Origin of the sequence: Kluyvera genomosp. 1 (assembly GCF_001266615.1) — a bacterium.
Classification (GTDB): domain Bacteria; phylum Pseudomonadota; class Gammaproteobacteria; order Enterobacterales; family Enterobacteriaceae; genus Kluyvera; species Kluyvera cryocrescens_A.
On sequence record NZ_LGHZ01000008.1, the window covers coordinates 44,920 to 63,710 of the forward strand.

The window sequence follows — 18,791 nt, forward strand, 5'->3', positions numbered from 1 at the left end:
GTGTAACGTAATGTACGAGATTTGTAGACTCTCTGTACGGGGCAATTTTTCATTGCCCCGTAGCATCTTAGCTATGGCGAGCCGTTTGAGCTGAGCGTCGGGAAATGTACACGCGCAGGATAAGCGCAAAGGCCATGGCAACCACGACGGCGGCAATCAGGTAAATACTCTCAAGCCCATAATAACCCGCAATCCAACCGGCAACAGGCCCGGTAATGCCCAGGGCTAAATCCAGGAACGCGGAGTAAGTACCCAGCGCCGTTCCCTGGTTTTGTTCTTCCACCTGTTTAACCGCTTCAACGCCCAGCGCCGGGAAGACCAGCGAAAAGCCAGAGCCAGTCAGAAATGCGCCAATGCCAGCAACCCATGCATTGGGCGCCTGCCAGATGATCAACAGACCCAAACACTCCACCACAAAACAGATTAGCGACACGCGCACGCCGCCAAAACGAATAATGGTATTGCCAAGAACGAGGCGAATGCAGATAAAGCCGATGCTAAAGAGCGATAGCGTAAACGCCGCACCTTGCCAGCCATGGGCGGTAAAATAGAGAGTGATGAACGTCGCGATGACCCCAAAGCCGACGGTGCCTAAACCCAGCCCCAGACCGTAAGGCCAGATTTTACCCGCCACCACATGGAACGGGGCGCGAACGCCGGCACTCACGCTGACATCGGCACGGGTACGAGCAAACAGCAGACCTATCAGCGCAATGATCACGATAAGCGCGGCAAACCCGGCGATACCGAACCAGCCGTTTAACAGCACGCCGAGCGGCGCACCGGCGGCCATAGCGACGTAGGTGGCGACGCCGTTCCACGAGATCACTCGTGAAGTGTGGATAGCGCCAACGGTTTTAATGCCCCATAGCGTGGATCCGGTGGAGGTAAAGCTTTCACCCACGCCCAGAAACACGCGTCCTATCAGCAATAGCGCCACTGCTGTGATAGGACTGGCCATCGCCGCTGCCGCCGCAAGGGTAAATAACCCGCTCATCAGGCAGCAGATGATGCCCAGACTCACGACTTTTTTCGGCCCCCAGATGTCGGTATAGCGGCCGGCATGCGGACGACTGACGAGGGTCGAAATGTACTGCAGGCTTATTACGGCACCGGCAACCAGCGTGCTGTAGCCGAGGTCATAGTGAATAAAGCCCGGCAGTACCGCCAGCGGAAGTCCGATGGAGAGGTAGCAGATACAGGTAAAAACGACGATCGAAATAATGCGTAGATTGAGCTGCGTGTTGCTGGTGTCGGGAGTCATAACGCTAAATTGATCAGACAAAAAGGGGCTTCATTATAGGAAGTGCCAGCTAGTATGGCGAGACGATAAGGCATTTTATGACAATCACATAAGTACTAAATATAAGGGGCGGCAGATCAGTCGCCGCCCCTTATGGTTAACGTAAGCGTCTATGCAGCAGTAGTCCGGTCAGCAGCGCTCCAATCAGCAACAGCGCGATAAATCCACCCACGCCGTTCCAGCCATATTGATGCCAGAATACGCCGCCTAGCGTCCCGGCAATGCTGGAACCCAGATAGTAGCTAAACAGATACAGCGATGACGCCTGGCCTCTGGCGCGACGTGCACGAGGACCAATCCAGCTGCTGGCGACCGAGTGCGCGGCAAAGAAACCAGCCGAAAAAAGCAGCATGCCGGGGAAAATCACCCACAGCGGGGAAAAGAGCGTCAGCAGCAGGCCGAGCAGCATCACGCCGGTAAAGAAGATCATCACCGGCCCGCGCCCGTAGCGAGTGGTCATCATCCCGGCTTTTGGTGAGCTCCAGGTCCCGGTGAGATAGGCAACGGAGAGCAAACCGACGACCGCTTGATTGAGCGACCAGGGCGACAGCATCAGCCGGTAACCAATATAGTTAAACAGCGTGACAAAGGCGCCCATTAACAGAAAGCCTTCCACGAATAGCAGCGGCAAACCGCGATCGCGCCAGTGCAGGAGGAAGTTAATCAGCAGCGATTTGGGTTTCAGTGAGCTTGGGCGAAAATGGCGAGACTCCGGCAGAATGCGCCAAAACATAATCGCCGCGCCCAGCGCAAAGGCGCTGATAACCGCCAGCGCCACCCGCCAGCCGAAGAAATCGGTAAATACCCCGGTAAGCAAACGGCCGCTCATGCCGCCAATCGAGTTGCCGCTGATATAAAGTCCCATCGAGAAAGCCACAAAACTCGGGTGGATCTCTTCACTTAGATAGGTCATACCGACCGCTGCCACCCCGCTAAGCGACAGGCCAATCAGCGCGCGCATTATCAAAATGCCGTGCCAGCTGGTCATCATGGTTGAGAGCAGTGAACAGCATGAGGCCAGCACTAAGGCAGTCACCATCACCTGTTTACGACCAATTGCGTCGGACAGCGGGCCGGTAAACAGCAGACCCACTGCCAGCATGGCCGTTGATATCGAGAGTGAAATACTGCTTTGCGCCGGTGAGACGCCAAACTCGTGAGAGAGCACAGGCAGAATCGGCTGTACACAGTACAGCAGGGCGAAAGTCGCAAGCCCCGCAGAGAAGAGCGCCAGCGTCACGCGGATAAAGGGCGGCGTACCGCGGCGTATGAAGGTATTAGATGCAGAAGGGGTATCATCGCGGACATCAATTACGGGAGTATGGTCTGCGGTCGTTGTGCGGCTCACGGGAAAATCCTTGCTCAAAAACGAGATGTAATAACGACATAGGTCACATAATTAGAGTAGGAAATCGTAAATATTCTGTCTAATATATTAATAATCTCAATTAAGACTTTAAAAATATGAATATTGAGCTTCGCCATCTTCGCTATTTTGTGGCCGTCGCCGAGGAGCTGCATTTTGGCCGCGCGGCTGCACGATTAAACATCTCTCAACCGCCGCTCAGCCAGCAAATTCAGATTCTCGAACAACAGGTGGGGGCCCGTCTTTTCGCCCGCACCAACCGCAGCGTGAGCCTGACGGAAGCAGGGCGACAGTTTCTTGCCGACAGCCGACAGATTCTGCTGCAGGTCAACGAAGCGGCCGCACGAGCCAGCCGTTTGCATCACGGCGAGACCGGCGAACTGCGCATCGGTTTTACCTCGTCGGCCCCGTTTATAAAAGCCGTCTCCGATACCTTGTCGACCTTTCGGCAACGTTATCCCGATGTGCACATCCAGACGCGTGAAACCAACACGCGCGAGCAAATCTCGCCGTTGACCGAGGGTGGCCTGGAGCTAGGGCTGATGCGTAATACGCAGCTGCCGGATACCCTCGACTGGCAGGTCATTTTGCGCGAACCGCTATTAGCGATGATTCACCGCGACCATCCGCTGGCGCGTCAAGAGGCAGTGAGTTTGGTTGAGTTGGGTAAAGAACCGTTCGTTTTCTTCGATCCTCATGTCGGAACCGGGCTGTATGACGACATTCTGGGGTTAATGAGACGTTACGGCGTCACGCCTACAATTACCCAGGAAGTTGGAGAGGCGATGACCATTATTGGCCTCGTTGCGTCTGGGCTTGGTGTCTCGATTTTGCCCGCCTCATTTCGGCGGGTACAGCTGCAGGAAATGCGCTGGGTTCCGATTGCGCAAGAGGATGCGGTATCGGAAATGTGGCTGGTTTGGTCAAAGCATCATGAGCTCAGCCAGGCGGCGGAGCGGTTTAAACAGCATCTGTTAACTGCGGCAAAGGTGAGCGTTTCGGCGTTAAAAGTGTGAAAAAATGTGCGGTAAATCACAAGGCTAAGTAAAAATTTGACGCAGGCCATTGAAGTACTTCACCATAGCCCAAAGTTTATTTCGAAGCGCGAAAATAAGGGAGTTTTACGGTGGTAGCGGACAGTCAGCCAGGCCATATCGATCAAATCAAGCAGACCAATGCGGGGGCCGTTTATCGCCTCATTGATCAGCTCGGCCCGGTATCCCGTATCGACCTCTCCCGACTCGCTCAACTGGCCCCGGCCAGTATCACCAAAATCGTTCGTGAACTGCTGGAAGCACATCTGGTCCAGGAAACTGAAATCCAGGAAGTGGGCAGCCGCGGGCGTCCTGCCGTCGGTCTAAAGGTGGAAACCGAGGCCTGGCACTATCTATCAGTGCGCATTGGTCGAGGTGATATTCATCTTTCTCTACGCGATTTGAGCAGTAAGCTAGTGGTTGAAGAGCTGCTTGAACTGTCGCTTGAACACGCCGAACCTTTCTTAAACCGCGTGCTTGCGCATATTGATCAATTCTTTATTCGTCATCAGGCGCTGCTTGAACGTTTAACGGCGATTGCCATTACGTTACCCGGCATTATTGATACCGAGAATGGGATAATTCATCGGATGCCGTTTTACGACGTCACCGACGTCCCGCTAGGCGCAACGCTTGAAGCGCACACCGGCGTGCCGGTTTACATCCAACATGATATCAGCGCCTGGACCATGGCCGAGGCGCTGTTTGGCGCGTCGCGCGGCGCGAGAGATGTTATTCAGGTGGTGATTGATCATAACGTGGGCGCCGGGGTGATTACCGATGGCCGCCTGCTGCATGCGGGCAGCAGCAGTTTGGTGGAGATTGGCCATACTCAGGTCGATCCCTACGGAAAACGCTGCTACTGCGGTAACCATGGGTGCCTGGAAACCATCGCTAGCGTGCAAAGCGTGCTGGAACTTACCCAGGTGCGTATGCAGCAGTCAATGAGCTCAATGCTGCACCAAAAGCCTCTGACCATCGACTGGCTGTGCCAGGCGGCGCTGCAGGGCGACCTGTTGGCGAAGGACATCGTCGGTAGCATCGGGACTAACGTCGGACGTATCCTGGCCATCATGGTGAATCTGTTCAATCCGCAAAAGATTCTTATCGGTTCGCCGTTTAATCTGGCCTCTGACATTCTGTTCCCGGCCATTGCTGACTGCATTAAGCAACAGTCCCTTCCTGCGTACAGCAAACATATCTCCGTCGAGCAAACGCAATTCTCTAACCGGGGCACTATGGCCGGTGCGGCGCTGGTGAAAGATGCGTTGTATAACGGAACCTTGCTCATCAGACTGTTACAGGGTTAACAATTTTTTGCGGTTTTGCAAAAAATTGCGCTACCTCAATCTGCCTTAGCTGTGCATCACGTAAACTTTCACCCGGTTGAATTATTCATTGCCTTGATTTTTACAGGCGTCGCTGTGGGGTTAGTTAGTCATGCTTAATCGTTTCTTTATAACTGGGACTGATACTTCTGTCGGTAAGACGGTGGTTTCTCGTGCGCTATTACAGGCGCTCGCCGCCAGCGGGAAACGGGTAGCGGGATATAAGCCGGTCGCAAAAGGCAGTAAAGAGACCGCGGACGGTCTGCGCAATAAAGATGCGCTGGTATTGCAAAGCGTTTCATCGCTGGCGTTGCCTTATGAGGCAATCAATCCCATTGCGCTAAGCGAAGAAGAGAGCAGCGTGGCGCACAGTTGTCCTATCAATTACACCTTGTTGTCCGATGGCTTAGCGAATCTCAGTAAGCAGGTGGATAACGTGGTGGTCGAGGGCACCGGTGGCTGGCGTAGCTTGATGAACGATCTGCGTCCGCTCTCCGAGTGGGTGGTGCAAGAACAACTGCCGGTATTGATGGTGGTGGGGATTCAGGAAGGTTGCATCAACCATGCGCTGTTGACGGCACAGGCGATTGCCAATGATGGCTTGCCGCTCATTGGCTGGGTCGCTAATCGTATCAACCCCGGGCTTTCGCACTACGCGGAAATCATCGATGTGCTGAGCAAGAAACTGCCGGCGCCGTTGATTGGCGAGCTACCGTATCTCCCGCGTCCTGAACAGCGTGAACTGAGTCAATATGTTGATTTAGCGATGCTCAGCAACGTGCTGACGGTAGATCGAATCCTGGCGTAGGGTGCGAGACAGCACTGATGCAATAACGCAGGCAATCAGTAAGCCGGGCAGCAGCGTATACTGCCCGGTCATTTCACAAATCATCAGCGTCGACATAATCGGTGCATGGGTCGTGGCGGCCAGCAGCGTGGCCATACCGGTTATCCCCAGTAAAATAGCCATGTCGTGACCCCCACTAAACAGCGCACTCCATGAATCGGCAAATAAAATCCCGACTGCCAGCCCGATAAACAGCGTTGGCGTGAAAACCCCACCGGGCGCGCCCGAGCCGCTGCTGGCGAGAATTGCCAATAGCTTACAGAGAAATATCCCGCCAATCACCGCAAATACTGGCGGCGCGAGTAAAAAGCCCTGTACCACGCTGTAGCCGTTGCCCCATACGGCAGGAGTCAGCAACGACAATAAACCGACCAGCAAACCACCAAGTGCCAGTTGCCAGGGCGGGGAGAGTTTGAGCAGTAAGAAACCGCGATGGCTGGCGTCCATCAGCCACATCAGTAGCGGCCCTGCGAAACCACAGACCAGACCAGTCGCAAGCATGAGCGCGTAGTGGGTCGCGTTGAGCGTCGGGAGATCGCCGACGCGGTACAGCAACTCTGCGCCACCGTTCATCATTTGGGTAGTCAAGAGGGCGACGACTGCGGAAATCACCACTGGGCCCAGCGAGGCGAGCATCAACGTGCCAAAGAGGATCTCGGCAATAAACAGGCTACCGGCTAACGGTGCGTGATAGGCGCTGGCCATCCCGGCCGCGGCCCCGCAGGCAATCCACAGTTTCCATTCCGCTTTTGGCGTGAAGCGTTGCGCAAAGAAAGAGGCCGCAAGTGCCGCCAGCAGGATCATTGCGCCTTCACGACCAATGGCGCTGCCGCTGGCAACAACCAACAGCGAGGCCGTGGATTTGATGAGGCTTGCGCCGGTGTCAAATTTTCCTTCATCACTTTCCAGGGCCTCCATGTAATCCGTAGGCGCATGAGGGCGCTGGCGAGTATAACGTTGCCAACCCCACAACAATGTCCCAGCGGCCAGCCCGCCGAGAGCCGGGGTTATTAGCCTTCGCCACCAGACCAGACTCTCAGCCGCGTTGACCAGGCTGCCGCTGTCATTGCTTAACAGCAGCCACTCCAGGAAGTACATCGCGTGACGGAACAGTGCTACCGCGAGCGCAGCCAGAACGCCGATGACGGTGGCAATGAGCAGGCGGCGCAGCATGGCCGTGAGGTCAGGATAGTGATGAAGACGCTGCATGGTGATTAGCGATACAGCTTTTTATCAGCGACAGGGATCAGCAGCGCTGACTGCCAGTGACCCAACGTTTGCTGTGTCAGTTGCCCCAACGCGGTAAAAAACGGATGCTCGGCTTTATCGATAAATTCGGCAATAAAACGGTTAGCCCACGGCAGCAGATGCCAGGCCAACAGCTGATCGCAAGCCGGCTGGCGATTATTTTCCAGCAGCCAGGCCGCCAGCATTAATAGCGTGCCAAAGTGGTCTTCCGGCTCATTTTGCTGGACGTCAAAGGCAATCTGGTTGTCGCGCATCCATTGACGCAATGCCAGCGTGGAGTCGCCAAATAAGACGTTTTCGCGATCCAACCATACCGAACCCCACGGCGGTGTTGGCAGTGCAGAAGGGCCGATAAACAGTCGCTGCCAGGCCTGGGCCAGTGACTCGTCGCTGGTGGCGGCAAAGCCAGCAGACAGTGCTTCAGCATTTTCAACCGGATAGGGCCATTGCGCGGCCCATTCGCCAGCGGTAAAGGCGGCAACCAACGGCTCAGCCAGCGTGCTATCCGGTGCGAAGTAAAACAGTGCGCCGAGAACACGGGCGGAGAAGGCTAATGCGTCATCGTGCTGAACGTCATTCATTACTACATATCCTTAAAAGTGTGCGGGACGAATCCCGCACCGATAGATTACCCGGCAATCGCCATACCGACGGTCATATGCAGGCCGTAAAACAGCCCTCGGCCGATAAACTCACCTGCCAGCATCAGCAACAGGCCGATACCGAGGCCAATTGCACGCGGCGGTACACGGCGCAGCAGCGGGCACAGCCAGCAGCCTAAGCCTGCCGTTAGCAGGGCAAAACGCCAAACCTGCAGGCTGCCCCAGTTTGGCAAGAGCGCATTGGCCTGCTGTACGGAGCTGTGAATAGAGCCAAGCTCAGAGGTTTGCAGCACCACGACTGCAAGGCTTGCCAGTAAAGCCAAAACGCTTAACGATGCAAAGAATTTGCCGTTAAACGGTACTTTCGCCAGCTTCAGCAGCAGGGCGGCAAACAGCGGCCCGGTGAGTACCACGGTTAAGAAGAACGAGGCCGTCGTGTAACCATTATACCAGGTTGGGACCGTATCTATCTGATAAACCCGCGTCATCGCCCAAACAAACAGCAAACCCAGCACCATGGCGATCGCCATCCAGATACGCCCGAGCGCAGCCGGCATTTTCCCGAGAACGGAGAGCAGCCACCAGAAGCCGCCTACGGCAAAAAATATCGAGCCGCTGGCGATTTCATTACTCAGCGCTGAAGCACCGATGCGATTGAGTGAATTGAATGCGCGTAGCGGTGAACCGAGGTGCAGAACTGACGCAAAGAAGGCGATTCCCATGATGAGCCACAGGAAAAACATATTGAGCACGATCCGTCGCTGATCCGCCATTTCATTTCGCGCGGCCAGCCAACCCATACCGGTAATTATTGTTGCGCCGACAACGCATTGCCCCAGTACCGTAAACAGTACTAACGGCCATTCATGCCATCCACTTCCCATCTCACACCTCCTTTGGGTTGGCCAGATAGCCGGTTGTGTCACCGCACGGACGTGCGTTGGCGTTAGGTTTAATCACAATGCTCGGTTTAGTGAAGTGCGCGGATGGCAGCGGGGCCACCGCAGCCAGCTGGCCGTGCTTCTGGCGCAGCTCTTCAATCGGGCCGAAGTCCAGCGCGCGCAGCGGGCAGGATTCCACACAGATCGGTTTCTTGCCGTCCGCTACGCGTTCGTGACAACCGTCGCATTTGGTCATGTGACCTTTAGCGGCGTTGTACTGCGGCGCGCCGTATGGACAGGCCATATGGCAGTAGCGGCAGCCGATGCAGACATCTTCGTCAACAACCACAAAGCCGTCTTCACGCTTGTGCATCGCACCGCTCGGGCAGACCTTGGTACAGGCCGGATCTTCACAGTGGTTACAGGCTATTGACAGGTAGTAGGCAAAGACGTTCTGGTTCCAGACGCCGTTGTCCTCCTGCCAGTCACCGCCCGCGTATTCGTAAATACGGCGGAAGCTGACGTCCGGGGTTAAGTTCTTGTAATCTTTACAGGCCAGCTCACAGGTTTTGCAACCGGTGCAGCGTGCAGAATCGATGAAAAATCCGTATTGCGTACTCATGGGCTAGTCCTTATACCTTCGCGATCTCAACCAGGTTTGTGTGCTGTGGGTTGCCTTTCGCCAGCGGTGATGGGCGATGGGTGGTCAGCGTATTGATACACGACCCGTGGTCAACGCGATCGCCGTTCATATCGGCATCGTGCCATGCGCCCTGGCCCATTGCAGAGACACCCGGCATGATGCGCGGCGTCACTTTTGCCGCAATACGGACTTCGCCACGACCATTAAACACGCGCACCATATCGCCGTTCTTGATGCCGCGTTTTTGCGCATCAATCGGGTTAAGCCACACTTCCTGGCGGCAGGCTGCCTGTAGTACATCGACGTTGCCATAGCTGGAGTGGGTGCGGGCTTTGTAGTGGAAGCCGAACAGCTGTAGCGGGAATTTGTCGCGCATCGGGTCGTCCCAGCCTTCGAAGGTGGAGGCATAAACCGGCAGCGGGCTGATGGTTTCATCTTTCTCAAGCTGCCAATTGGCGGCGATATCAGCCAGACGCGCGGAGTAAATCTCAATTTTCCCCGACGGGGTTTTCAACGGATTGGCTTCAGGATCGTTGCGGAAATCTTTATAGGCGACAAAGTGGCCGTTCGGATCTTTGCGCTTGTAGATACCCATTTTCTTGAGTTCATCGTAGGTCGGTAGTTCGGCGTCTTTCGCGCGCATTTTGGCGTAGAGATATTGCAACCACTGCTCTTGGGTTCGGCCTTCAGTAAACTTCTGGTGCACATCATCACCCAGGCGTTTGGCGATTTCGCTTAGGATCCAGTAAATCGGTTTACGCTCAAACTTCGCGCGGGTTACCGGCTGGATAAAGATCAGATAGCCCATATTCCCGGCATAGTCGTTCGGGATAATATCTTCTTGCTCAACGGTCATCAGGTCGGGCAGCAGGATATCAGCGTATTTCGCCGACGCGGTCATGAAGTTTTCAATCACCACGATCATTTCGCACTTGCTCTCATCCTGCAAAATCTCATGGGTTTTGTTGATGTCAGAGTGCTGATTGATGATGGTGTTACCGGCATAGTTCCAGAAGAACTTAATCGGGACATCGAGTTTGTCCTTGCCGCGCACGCCGTCGCGAGTGGCAGTCATTTCCGCACCGTGATCGATGGCATCGGTCCAGGTAAAACAGGAAATCGCCGTTTTGACTGGATTGGTGAGTACCGGGAAGCGTTCGATGGTGATGGTATAGGTGGATTCACGGGCGCCGCTGTTGCCGCCGTTGATACCCACGTTGCCGGTGAGAATCGATAGCATCGCAATGGCGCGGGCGGCGAGCTCGCCGTTGGCCTGGCGCTGTGGTCCCCAGCCCTGGCAAATATAAGCCGGTTTGGTGCTGCCAATTTCACGTGCCAGCTTGATAATGCGATCGGCGGGAATGCCGGTGATGCGCGATGCCCATTGCGGTGTTTTGGCGATGCCGTCGTCACCCTGACCCTGAATATAGGCTTTATAGTGGCCGTTGGCCGGCGCACCTTGCGGCAGTGTGGTTTCATCGTAGCCCACGCAGTATTTATCGAGGAACGGCTGGTCAACGAGGTTTTCGTCAATCATTACCCAGGCAATACCGGCGACCAGCGCCGCATCGGTACCGGGGCGAATCGGGATCCACTCATCTTCACGCCCGGCAGCCGTGTCGGTATAGCGTGGATCGATAACGATCATGCGCGCATTTGAGCGTTCGCGCGCCTGCTCGAGGTAGTAGGTGATCCCGCCGCCGCTCATGCGCGTTTCTGCCGGGTTATTACCAAACATCACCACCAGTTTGCTGTTTTCAATATCGGAGGTGCTGTTGCCGTCGTTAGTGCCGTAGGTGTAGGGCATAGCGCAGGCGATCTGTGCGGTACTGTAGGTGCCGTACTGGTTGAGCGAACCACCGTAGCAGTTCATCAGGCGCATCACCGCGGAGCCGGAAGGCGAGGAGCGTGTAATATTACCGCCGACGATCCCGGAGGAGTAATTGATGTACACGGATTCGTTACCGTAGTCTTTCACCACTCGCTGCAGGTTGCTGGCGATGGTATCCAGCGCCTCTTTCCAGCTGATCCGTTCAAATTTGCCTTCACCGCGCTTGCCCACGCGTTTCATCGGATAGTTCAGACGGTCGGGATGATTGATGCGGCGGCGAATGGAGCGTCCGCGCAGGCAGGCACGCACCTGGTGATCGCCATAAATATCATGTCCGGTGTTATCGGTTTCAACCCAATAAACTTCATCATCCCTTACGTGTAAGCGAAGTGCACAGCGGCTGCCGCAGTTGACGGAACACGCCCCCCAAACGACTTTATCGTCAGTACGATTGGCCTGCTGGACGGCGGCCGCAGTGGCGCGTAAAGAGAAGGGCAGTGAAAGCCCACCTGCCGCCAACGCTAAAGAACCGATGGCTGATGATTTAATCAGGCTGCGCCGACTCAGCCCTCCCTGCTTTTCCAGATTCGACATGACTCACTCCATTATTGTTTATTGATTTCAGATGGAAATTAAAATCCGACTAATAATGGGGGGATAATACCTGGTTAGTGGTATACAAGTATTATCCCTGGTCAAATAGGAATATGACTACATCCGGATATTTTCGGTGGGGTGTTTGCCAGGTTCTCACCTGCTGTGCATAATTGTTTTACAACAAGAAAACATTATTTTTACGGTTTATGTTTTTCGCGCAAAGCAGAACATTCACTGTCCCCTACAGGAAAATACTCATGCAGGATATTGCTTCGCACATCGTTCCGATGCCGGCGATCGATACGGTCACGGTTCCCTACAAAGGGGTAAATTTTTTGCGCCCCGAAATTTTGCTCGATTTTATTAGCGTGACAAAAGGACATGTTCTGGCTATCACGCCGCTGGCGGTGCTCTATTCCACCGTTGGCGTGTCGCAAGCAACTGAACTGCGTAAGATCCCGGTGTTGGTATCCGGGCGGGTGATTTATCCCATCAGCTCTCAAACGCTACCGTGCCTGCACGCGAAGCTCACGATTAATACACATTCACAGCAGCTGCGCTTCCAGGGCAATCTTGATGCGCTGTCTGACGATAGGTCATTAAAAGATGTCGTGTTAATTGGGATAGCGTTGTCGTTCACGGTGACGCAGGAGGAGTGAAACGCGGCCGCCTCCGGAGAGGCGGTACGACGTTACTGGGCACTGTCGGTACGGGTATAGAGGATTTTGAATGTGTCGTTGGCGCAGTGCCCAACCACCTGTGCTCCCGGCTGATCGGCCTGATCATTGGGAACCACATCAAGCGTGAAGGCACTTTCAACCACGCCGTTGTTGACGATTTTTTGCTGAATGTCGCTTCTGACGCGTTCGCATGAATCCGGGACCGCTGCCAGCGCGGGCATAGCGCCTACAAATAAGAGTGCCAGTAACCAGCGTGAAGATCTCATGATCGGCTCCTTTTCAATAGACTCGGAAAAAGTATAGCAGTGGTAGTGTAAATAATTGTATTTGCTAATATCATTGAGAAAATCCCTAAACAGGACGGCGGTGTGAAGAAACTTATTTTATTGGCGTCAGTGATGACGGTACTCAGCGGCTGCGACAAAAACGATTCGCCTGAGGCATACACGCCGGAAATGGCCAGCTTTTCTAATGAGTTTGATTTCGATCCGTTGCGCGGTCCGGTGAAAGACTTCAGCCAGACGCTGCTTAATGAGAAAGGTGAGGTGGCAAAGCGGGTCAGCGCGCAGCTGTCTCGTGAAGGCTGCTTTGATTTGTTGGAGTTTCACAATATTGAAGAAGATACCGCCGCGCTGCTGGTGCTTGATGCAAACTACTATCTGGATGGCGTGACGCGCGAGAAGCGGGTGCGTTTACAGGGGAAATGCCAGTTGGCTGAATTTCCGTCGGCGGGAGTTGCCTGGGAAACCGATGACAATGGATTTGTGGTGAAAGCGCTCAGTAAAGAGAGCGAAGTGGATTACCGCTATGACGGTGAAGGTTACCCTTTAGGGAAAACCTCAACGGTGAAGGACAAGACGCTGTCGGTGGTTTCGACGCCGTCGCAGGATGGGCGTAAAAAACTCGATTACACCGCAGTCAGCCTGCTGAATAAGCTGCCGATTGCCAACGTTACGCAGAGTTGTCAATACGACCGACACGATAATCCCGTGAGCTGCGAACTTAAAATTGTCGATGAAAGTGCAAAGCCTCCGGTGACGCAGCACTACACCATTAAAAATACGATTGAGTACTACTGAGTCGAAATGAGAAGGGCGCCGATGGCGCCCTTTTAACACTATGGGTTGATTGAGCGACCGGTTGAACGGTCGAGGCAACGCAAGGTGTTAGGTTCCCAGTACGCATTGACGTTCGGGCTTTGCTGACATTTATCGCGGGCGTCAAAAGCAACATCGGTTTTATCCCACTCTTTTTCCGCGCGTTTGTTGACCTTCTGGCGCAATTGGCGGGTGTCGTTCCACTGCTCTTTGTCCATCGCTGCATTCTGGCGGCTCTGGGCGCTATCGCCAGATTCGATAACCAGTTTGTTGGTTTCAGCAGAGGCAGATGCGGTGTACACGATGGCACCCAGCGCGAGCATTGCCGTCAGGCACAGGCGTTTGCCAAGTGTAATTTTCATTTGCATGTTCCTTTGAGATAGTGAATACGATAACTCCTGACTTCAGTCTACTACATCTCTTTCGGCTGGCATACCTGCGAAAAAAACGTGGTCGAATCGCCTGATTTTTTCCGTATGATGGGTAATCCCTTCAATTATCAATGAATCATCATGTTAAAGACCTCACTGTTATTTTTCGCGACTGCACTGTGTGAAATTATTGGTTGCTATTTACCCTGGTTATGGCTGAAGCGGGGCGCAACGCCGCTACTGCTGGTACCTGCGGGTCTGGCACTGGCCATGTTTGTATGGCTTTTAACACTACATCCTGCCGCCAGCGGGCGGGTTTATGCAGCCTATGGCGGGGTTTACATCTTCACTGCGCTGCTGTGGCTTCGGGTGGTGGAAGGCGAAAAGTTGACTCTCTACGATTGGCTCGGCGCGGCGGTTGCACTGTGCGGGATGCTGATTATTGTTGCTGGCTGGGGGCGGGGCTAAATCCGCTGCCCATGCTGAGGTGTGGGCTTTTCATCTCTCCTGATTCATCCCCTTTATTTTGTGATCCCTCTCGGCATTTTTGATCTCTATACTTGTATGGTAGTAGTTCAGGGCGTAAATTTCGCTCACTAACCGATGAGATGTAAGGATTGAAGATGAAAATTGTGGGTGCTGAGGTTTTTGTAACCTGTCCTGGTCGTAACTTTGTCACATTGAAAATTACCACCGATAGCGGATTGATCGGCTACGGCGATGCCACGTTGAACGGCCGCGAGCTGCCGGTGGCATCCTATCTGAAAGATCATCTGTGCCCGCAGCTGGTAGGGCGCGATGCTCACCGCATCGAAGATATCTGGCAGTTCTTCTATAAAGGCGCTTATTGGCGTCGCGGCCCGGTGACCATGTCGGCCATTTCGGCCATCGATATGGCGCTGTGGGACATTAAAGCCAAAGCGGCCAACATGCCGCTTTACCAGTTGCTGGGGGGGGCGTCCCGTGAAGGCGTCATGGTTTATTGTCACACCACCGGGCGGACCATTGATGAAGTGCTGGAAGATTACGCGCGTCACAAAGAGATGGGCTTTAAAGCCATTCGCGTGCAGTGCGGCGTACCGGGAATGAAAACCACTTACGGGATGTCAAAAGGCAAGGGCCTGGCGTATGAACCGGCGACCAAAGGTCAATGGCCTGAAGAGCAGCTGTGGTCGACGGAAAAGTATCTCGATTTCACGCCAAAACTGTTTGATGCCGTCCGTAATCAGTTTGGCTTTGACGAACACCTGCTCCATGATATGCACCACCGTCTGACGCCAATTGAAGCGGCGCGGTTTGGTAAAAGCATTGAGCAATACCGGCTGTTCTGGATGGAAGATCCAACCCCAGCAGAGAACCAGGAATGTTTCCGTCTGATTCGTCAGCATACTGTGACACCTATTGCGGTCGGTGAAGTGTTTAACAGCATCTGGGATTGTAAACAGCTGATTGAAGAGCAGCTGATTGACTATATCCGCACCACCATTACCCACGCAGGTGGCATTACCGGGATGCGCCGCATTGCTGACTTTGCCTCCCTCTACCAGGTCCGTACCGGCTCCCACGGCCCATCCGATCTTTCCCCTGTTTGCATGGCGGCAGCGCTGCACTTTGATCTGTGGGTACCGAACTTTGGCGTTCAGGAATATATGGGCTATTCCGAGCAGATGCTGGAAGTCTTCCCGCACAGCTGGACCTTTGATAACGGCTATATGCACCCAGGTGATAAACCGGGCTTAGGTATCGAGTTTGATGAAAAGCTGGCGGCCAAATATCCGTATGAACCTGCGTATTTGCCGGTAGCGCGTCTGGAAGATGGCACGCTGTGGAACTGGTAAGTCAATTAACTTTTTCATTTTCTTAATCATTATTAGCGAGAAATAACATGGACTTCATTAACGATCGTTTCATGATCGAGAGTGAAGTCGGTGTTCGGTTATATAAAGAAGTCGCAGCACAATTACCGATCATCGACTATCACTGTCACCTTGATGCTAAAGAAATATACGAAAATAAAAGAATTAAGAATATTACTCAGCTATGGCTGGCGGGTGACCATTATAAATGGCGTGCAATGCGTGCTAACGGAATTGCAGAACATTTTATTACCGGGGATGCCAGTGCAGATGAAAAATTTAAAGCGTGGGCTGAAACGGTGGAGGCGTCATTTGGCAATCCGCTATATCACTGGACGCATTTAGAATTAAATAAATACTTTGCCTGCAATGAGATGCTAAGCAGTGAAAACTGGCAACGCATTATGCAGCACTGTAATCAGCAGATGGCTAGCGATGACTTTACGCCGCGTAGCTTGATTATGCGTTCTAATGTGGAAGTTATCTGCACTACCGACGCGCCGTTAGACTCGCTGGAATACCATCGTTTGCTGCAGCAGGACGCAACCTTTAAACCCCGCGTTTTGCCGACGTTCCGTCCGGATGATGTTTTTGAGCCTGATGCAAGTGTCTTCGCGCGCTTTGTCGATAAACTGGCGGCGCTGACCGGCCAGAATATTGACTCGTTTGCGAATTTTTCAGCCGCTCTCGCGCAGCGTATCGACTGGTTCCATGAATCGGGATGCCGTATTTCCGATCACGGTCCGGTAGCTGTGGAATATCAGGCGGCGGATGAGCAACACGTTAACGCGTTGTTCTGCCAAAAGCGCGGGGGGAAAGCATTAAATGGGCTAGAAGGGGCGCAGTTAAGCAGTGCGATCTTTGTCATGCTCGCAAAGGAATACAAACAGCGCGGCTGGGCAATGCAGATTCACTTCGGTGCGATTCGCAGCAACAACAGCAAAATGTACCAACAACTTGGAATGAATACCGGGTTTGATTCCATCGCCGACCAAAGCAATCTGGCTGCCGGTTTGAACTCGTTGCTCGATGCAATGGCGAAGGCGGATGGGTTACCAAAAACCATTCTCTACAATCTTAACGCCAGCTATAACGATATTGTTGCCACCACCATTGCGAATTTCCAGTCGGGCGAAGACGGTGTGAAATCACCGATGCAGTTTGGTTCCGGCTGGTGGTTTAACGATACCCGTCGCGGTATGGAGAATCAGCTTAATAGTTTAGCTGACCAGGGTTTATTGATGCACTTTGTTGGCATGCTTACCGACTCCCGGAGTTTGGTTTCTTACACACGTCATGATTATTTTCGTCGGATTCTTTGCAATTTAATAGGCAGTTGGGTTGACCGTGGGGAAATTCCTGATAACGACAGGATTTTAACGCGGATGGTTAGAAATATATGTCACGACAATGCGGTTAATTATTTTAGATTCTAACGTCCTTCCTTAAATGAGGGTAGAACATGTCTCGTACTAATAGAAAAATAACAATTCCCGTCAGTATTGGCTATGGCTTAACAGATATCATGGGTGGCGGTGCGTTTACCGTTATTGGCGCCTGGCTTTTATTCTTTTACACAACATTTGTCGGTTTATCGCCGGTCGAGGCTGCATCAATTGTCGCTATTGCGCGTATTGTTGATGCGATAGTCAGCCTGTTTATGGGCAGCTTTACTGACCACTTCTATAAAAATGCATTAGGCAAAAGATTTGGTCGTCGCCGCTTCTTCCTGCTGATTGGCGCTCCGCTGATGCTGGTCTACACGCTGCTGTGGGTAACCGGTATGAGTTTCTGGTTCTATTTGGCGGTATATCTGGCCTTTGAAGTGATTGCGGCGATGGTGCTTATTCCGTGGGAAACACTGCCATCGGAAATGACCAAAGACTTCAACTCCCGTACCAAACTCTCTACCTGCCGTATGTTCCTGTCGGCCTCCGGCACGTTTCTGGCAACCTTCATTCCGGGGCTGTTGATCAGCCACTTTGGTGAGCACGATCCGCACGCGTATTTTATTAACGGCGTCGTCTTCTCGGTGCTGTTTATGCTGTGCGTGTTTATCTCCTGGAAAGTGACCTGGGAGCGCGAATTAACGCCAGAAATGCAGGCTGAACTGGAAAGCCACCGCCAGCCGACGTCCTTTATGGAGAAAGTGGCGGCCGTGGGCAGCCTGTTTAAAGAGTACTACTCCACGCTGAAAGTTCGTGCGTTCAGAAAGCACCTGGCAATTTATCTGTTCTCCTTTACGGCGAAAGATGTCTATAACACGGTGTTTGTCTTCTTCTGCGTTTACTGCCTGAATGTCTCGTCTTCGTTGTCGGGCACGCTGTTGTCGATGAGTATCGTGGGTCTGCCGGTGACGTTGTTAGCGGGTGTGGCGATTATCAAATTTGGTCCATCGCGGCTGTATGTCTTCGCTTATACGCTGATGATGCTGTGTCTTGCCGGGTTGTTTATGGTTTACCAGTTCCCGACTGACAACAAAGTCACCATTCTGCTGGTGCTGGCCGCGCTGTATCAGGTGGGGCGCTGCGTACTGGAGTTTACGCCGTGGAACGTCTTCCCATTCATCCCTGATATTGATGAGATGATTACCCGGCAGCGTCGTGAAGGGCTGTTTGCTGCAGTTATGACGTTCTCTCGCAAAACCACGGTGGCAATTGCGACGTTCGCCGTCGGTGTGATGCTGCAAGAGGGCGGTTTTGTGAAGGGCAGCCAAGTGCAGCCGGAAAGTGCGGTCAATACCATCGCCATGATGCTGTTTATCGGTACGGCGGGTCTGCTCCTGATTGCTCTGTGGCAGGCATTGACCTTCCATCTGAATAAACAGACGCACAAGATTTTTGTCGATGAAGTGGAGCGCCTGAAGGCCAACGGTTCGAAACTGGACGTTACACCGCAGGCTCGGCATATCGTCGAAGACCTGACCGGTTACTCGTATGACGATCTGTGGAACGAACCTCAGAACGTTGAGGAACAAACGTCTCGCCCCGCTCGGGCGCACTAACGATACCGCTGACAGCATAGGTAGGTTTTGCCTATGCTGTCACACAACTTAAAAATCATGTCATACCAATCACCAATAAGTTAACGCAAATCAAAAACACGTC

The 18,791-nt window shown here is 53.3% G+C and carries 18 protein-coding genes; 9 read left to right on the forward strand and 9 right to left on the reverse strand.

The genetic code is table 11. The features are described from left to right. Nucleotides 1-67: 67 nt before the first annotated feature. Both KP80_RS05200 and KP80_RS05205 read right to left on the reverse strand, forming a co-directional pair. Nucleotides 68-1,264, reverse strand: coding sequence for an MFS transporter (locus KP80_RS05200; RefSeq protein ID WP_052282529.1), 1,197 nt, complete (start codon nucleotides 1,262-1,264; stop codon nucleotides 68-70). A 136-nt stretch (nucleotides 1,265-1,400) separates the two neighbouring features. Then, nucleotides 1,401-2,651, reverse strand: a complete 1,251-nt coding sequence (locus KP80_RS05205) for an MFS transporter (RefSeq protein ID WP_052282530.1) — start codon at nucleotides 2,649-2,651, stop codon at nucleotides 1,401-1,403. Nucleotides 2,652-2,767: 116 nt separating this feature from the next. Here KP80_RS05205 and KP80_RS05210 point away from each other — a divergent pair, with 116 nt between their 5' ends. The 3 genes from KP80_RS05210 (at nucleotide 2,768) to bioD (ending at nucleotide 5,839) form a co-directional block, all read left to right on the forward strand. Then, on the forward strand, nucleotides 2,768-3,685 hold the full coding sequence (locus KP80_RS05210; RefSeq protein ID WP_052282531.1) for a LysR family transcriptional regulator: 918 nt from the start codon (nucleotides 2,768-2,770) through the stop codon (nucleotides 3,683-3,685). Between the two features lie 110 nt (nucleotides 3,686-3,795). Further along, nucleotides 3,796-5,013 (forward strand): sugar metabolism global transcriptional regulator Mlc, encoded by a 1,218-nt coding sequence (gene mlc / locus KP80_RS05215; RefSeq protein ID WP_052282532.1) that lies wholly within the window; start codon nucleotides 3,796-3,798, stop codon nucleotides 5,011-5,013. Between the two features lie 130 nt (nucleotides 5,014-5,143). Continuing rightward, entirely contained in the window at nucleotides 5,144-5,839 is a 696-nt protein-coding gene (gene bioD, locus KP80_RS05220) for a dethiobiotin synthase (RefSeq protein WP_052282533.1), read from the forward strand. On the opposite strand, the gene clcB is transcribed toward bioD, so the two are convergent. From clcB to ynfE, 5 genes are read right to left on the reverse strand one after another with little or no spacing between them, the layout of a single operon-like run. Further along, nucleotides 5,792-7,087: a voltage-gated ClC-type chloride channel ClcB gene (gene clcB / locus KP80_RS05225; protein ID WP_072129047.1), complete on the reverse strand. Its 1,296-nt coding sequence runs from the start codon at nucleotides 7,085-7,087 to the stop codon at nucleotides 5,792-5,794. The genes bioD and clcB overlap by 48 nt on opposite strands. Before the next feature lie 5 nt (nucleotides 7,088-7,092). Next, the gene (gene dmsD, locus KP80_RS05230) at nucleotides 7,093-7,707 is read right to left on the reverse strand and encodes a Tat proofreading chaperone DmsD (protein ID WP_052282535.1); all 615 of its coding nucleotides are present in this window, start codon (nucleotides 7,705-7,707) and stop codon (nucleotides 7,093-7,095) included. Nucleotides 7,708-7,754: 47 nt separating this feature from the next. Then, complete coding sequence (locus tag KP80_RS05235) at nucleotides 7,755-8,612, reverse strand: DmsC/YnfH family molybdoenzyme membrane anchor subunit (protein ID WP_052282536.1); 858 nt, start codon at nucleotides 8,610-8,612, stop codon at nucleotides 7,755-7,757. A gap of 1 nt (nucleotide 8,613) precedes the next feature. Further along, nucleotides 8,614-9,231 (reverse strand): DMSO/selenate family reductase complex B subunit, encoded by a 618-nt coding sequence (locus tag KP80_RS05240; protein WP_052282537.1) that lies wholly within the window; start codon nucleotides 9,229-9,231, stop codon nucleotides 8,614-8,616. Nucleotides 9,232-9,241: 10 nt separating this feature from the next. After that, complete coding sequence (ynfE, locus tag KP80_RS05245; RefSeq protein ID WP_052282538.1) at nucleotides 9,242-11,677, reverse strand: selenate/tellurate reductase subunit YnfE; 2,436 nt, start codon at nucleotides 11,675-11,677, stop codon at nucleotides 9,242-9,244. A 260-nt stretch (nucleotides 11,678-11,937) separates the two neighbouring features. Here ynfE and KP80_RS05250 point away from each other — a divergent pair, with 260 nt between their 5' ends. Further along, nucleotides 11,938-12,339, forward strand: a complete 402-nt coding sequence (locus tag KP80_RS05250; protein WP_072129048.1) for a dTDP-glucose pyrophosphorylase — start codon at nucleotides 11,938-11,940, stop codon at nucleotides 12,337-12,339. 32 nt (nucleotides 12,340-12,371) lie between these two features. Here KP80_RS05250 and KP80_RS05255 read toward each other — a convergent pair whose 3' ends face one another. Continuing rightward, nucleotides 12,372-12,626: a DUF1161 domain-containing protein gene (locus KP80_RS05255; RefSeq protein ID WP_052282539.1), complete on the reverse strand. Its 255-nt coding sequence runs from the start codon at nucleotides 12,624-12,626 to the stop codon at nucleotides 12,372-12,374. A gap of 102 nt (nucleotides 12,627-12,728) precedes the next feature. Between KP80_RS05255 and KP80_RS05260 the strand changes: the two genes are divergently transcribed. Then, nucleotides 12,729-13,439 carry a YnfC family lipoprotein gene (locus KP80_RS05260; RefSeq protein ID WP_052282540.1) on the forward strand — a complete coding sequence of 237 codons (711 nt, stop codon included), beginning with the start codon at nucleotides 12,729-12,731 and terminating at the stop codon, nucleotides 13,437-13,439. Nucleotides 13,440-13,477: 38 nt separating this feature from the next. Here the strand turns inward: KP80_RS05260 and KP80_RS05265 are convergent, their stop codons facing one another. Next, on the reverse strand, nucleotides 13,478-13,819 hold the full coding sequence (locus KP80_RS05265) for a DUF1283 family protein (protein WP_052282541.1): 342 nt from the start codon (nucleotides 13,817-13,819) through the stop codon (nucleotides 13,478-13,480). Between the two features lie 150 nt (nucleotides 13,820-13,969). Between KP80_RS05265 and KP80_RS05270 the strand changes: the two genes are divergently transcribed. From KP80_RS05270 to KP80_RS05285, 4 genes are all read left to right on the forward strand, one after another. Continuing rightward, nucleotides 13,970-14,296, forward strand: coding sequence for a YnfA family protein (locus KP80_RS05270; RefSeq protein WP_052282542.1), 327 nt, complete (start codon nucleotides 13,970-13,972; stop codon nucleotides 14,294-14,296). A gap of 155 nt (nucleotides 14,297-14,451) precedes the next feature. After that, a complete protein-coding gene (gene rspA / locus KP80_RS05275) occupies nucleotides 14,452-15,666 on the forward strand; it encodes a starvation-sensing protein RspA (RefSeq protein WP_052282543.1) in 1,215 nt (404 codons plus the stop codon). Nucleotides 15,667-15,713: 47 nt separating this feature from the next. Next, nucleotides 15,714-17,120: a glucuronate isomerase gene (gene uxaC, locus KP80_RS05280; RefSeq protein WP_052282544.1), complete on the forward strand. Its 1,407-nt coding sequence runs from the start codon at nucleotides 15,714-15,716 to the stop codon at nucleotides 17,118-17,120. 26 nt (nucleotides 17,121-17,146) lie between these two features. After that, nucleotides 17,147-18,688, forward strand: a complete 1,542-nt coding sequence (locus tag KP80_RS05285; RefSeq protein ID WP_052282545.1) for an MFS transporter — start codon at nucleotides 17,147-17,149, stop codon at nucleotides 18,686-18,688. Nucleotides 18,689-18,791 lie beyond the last annotated feature (103 nt).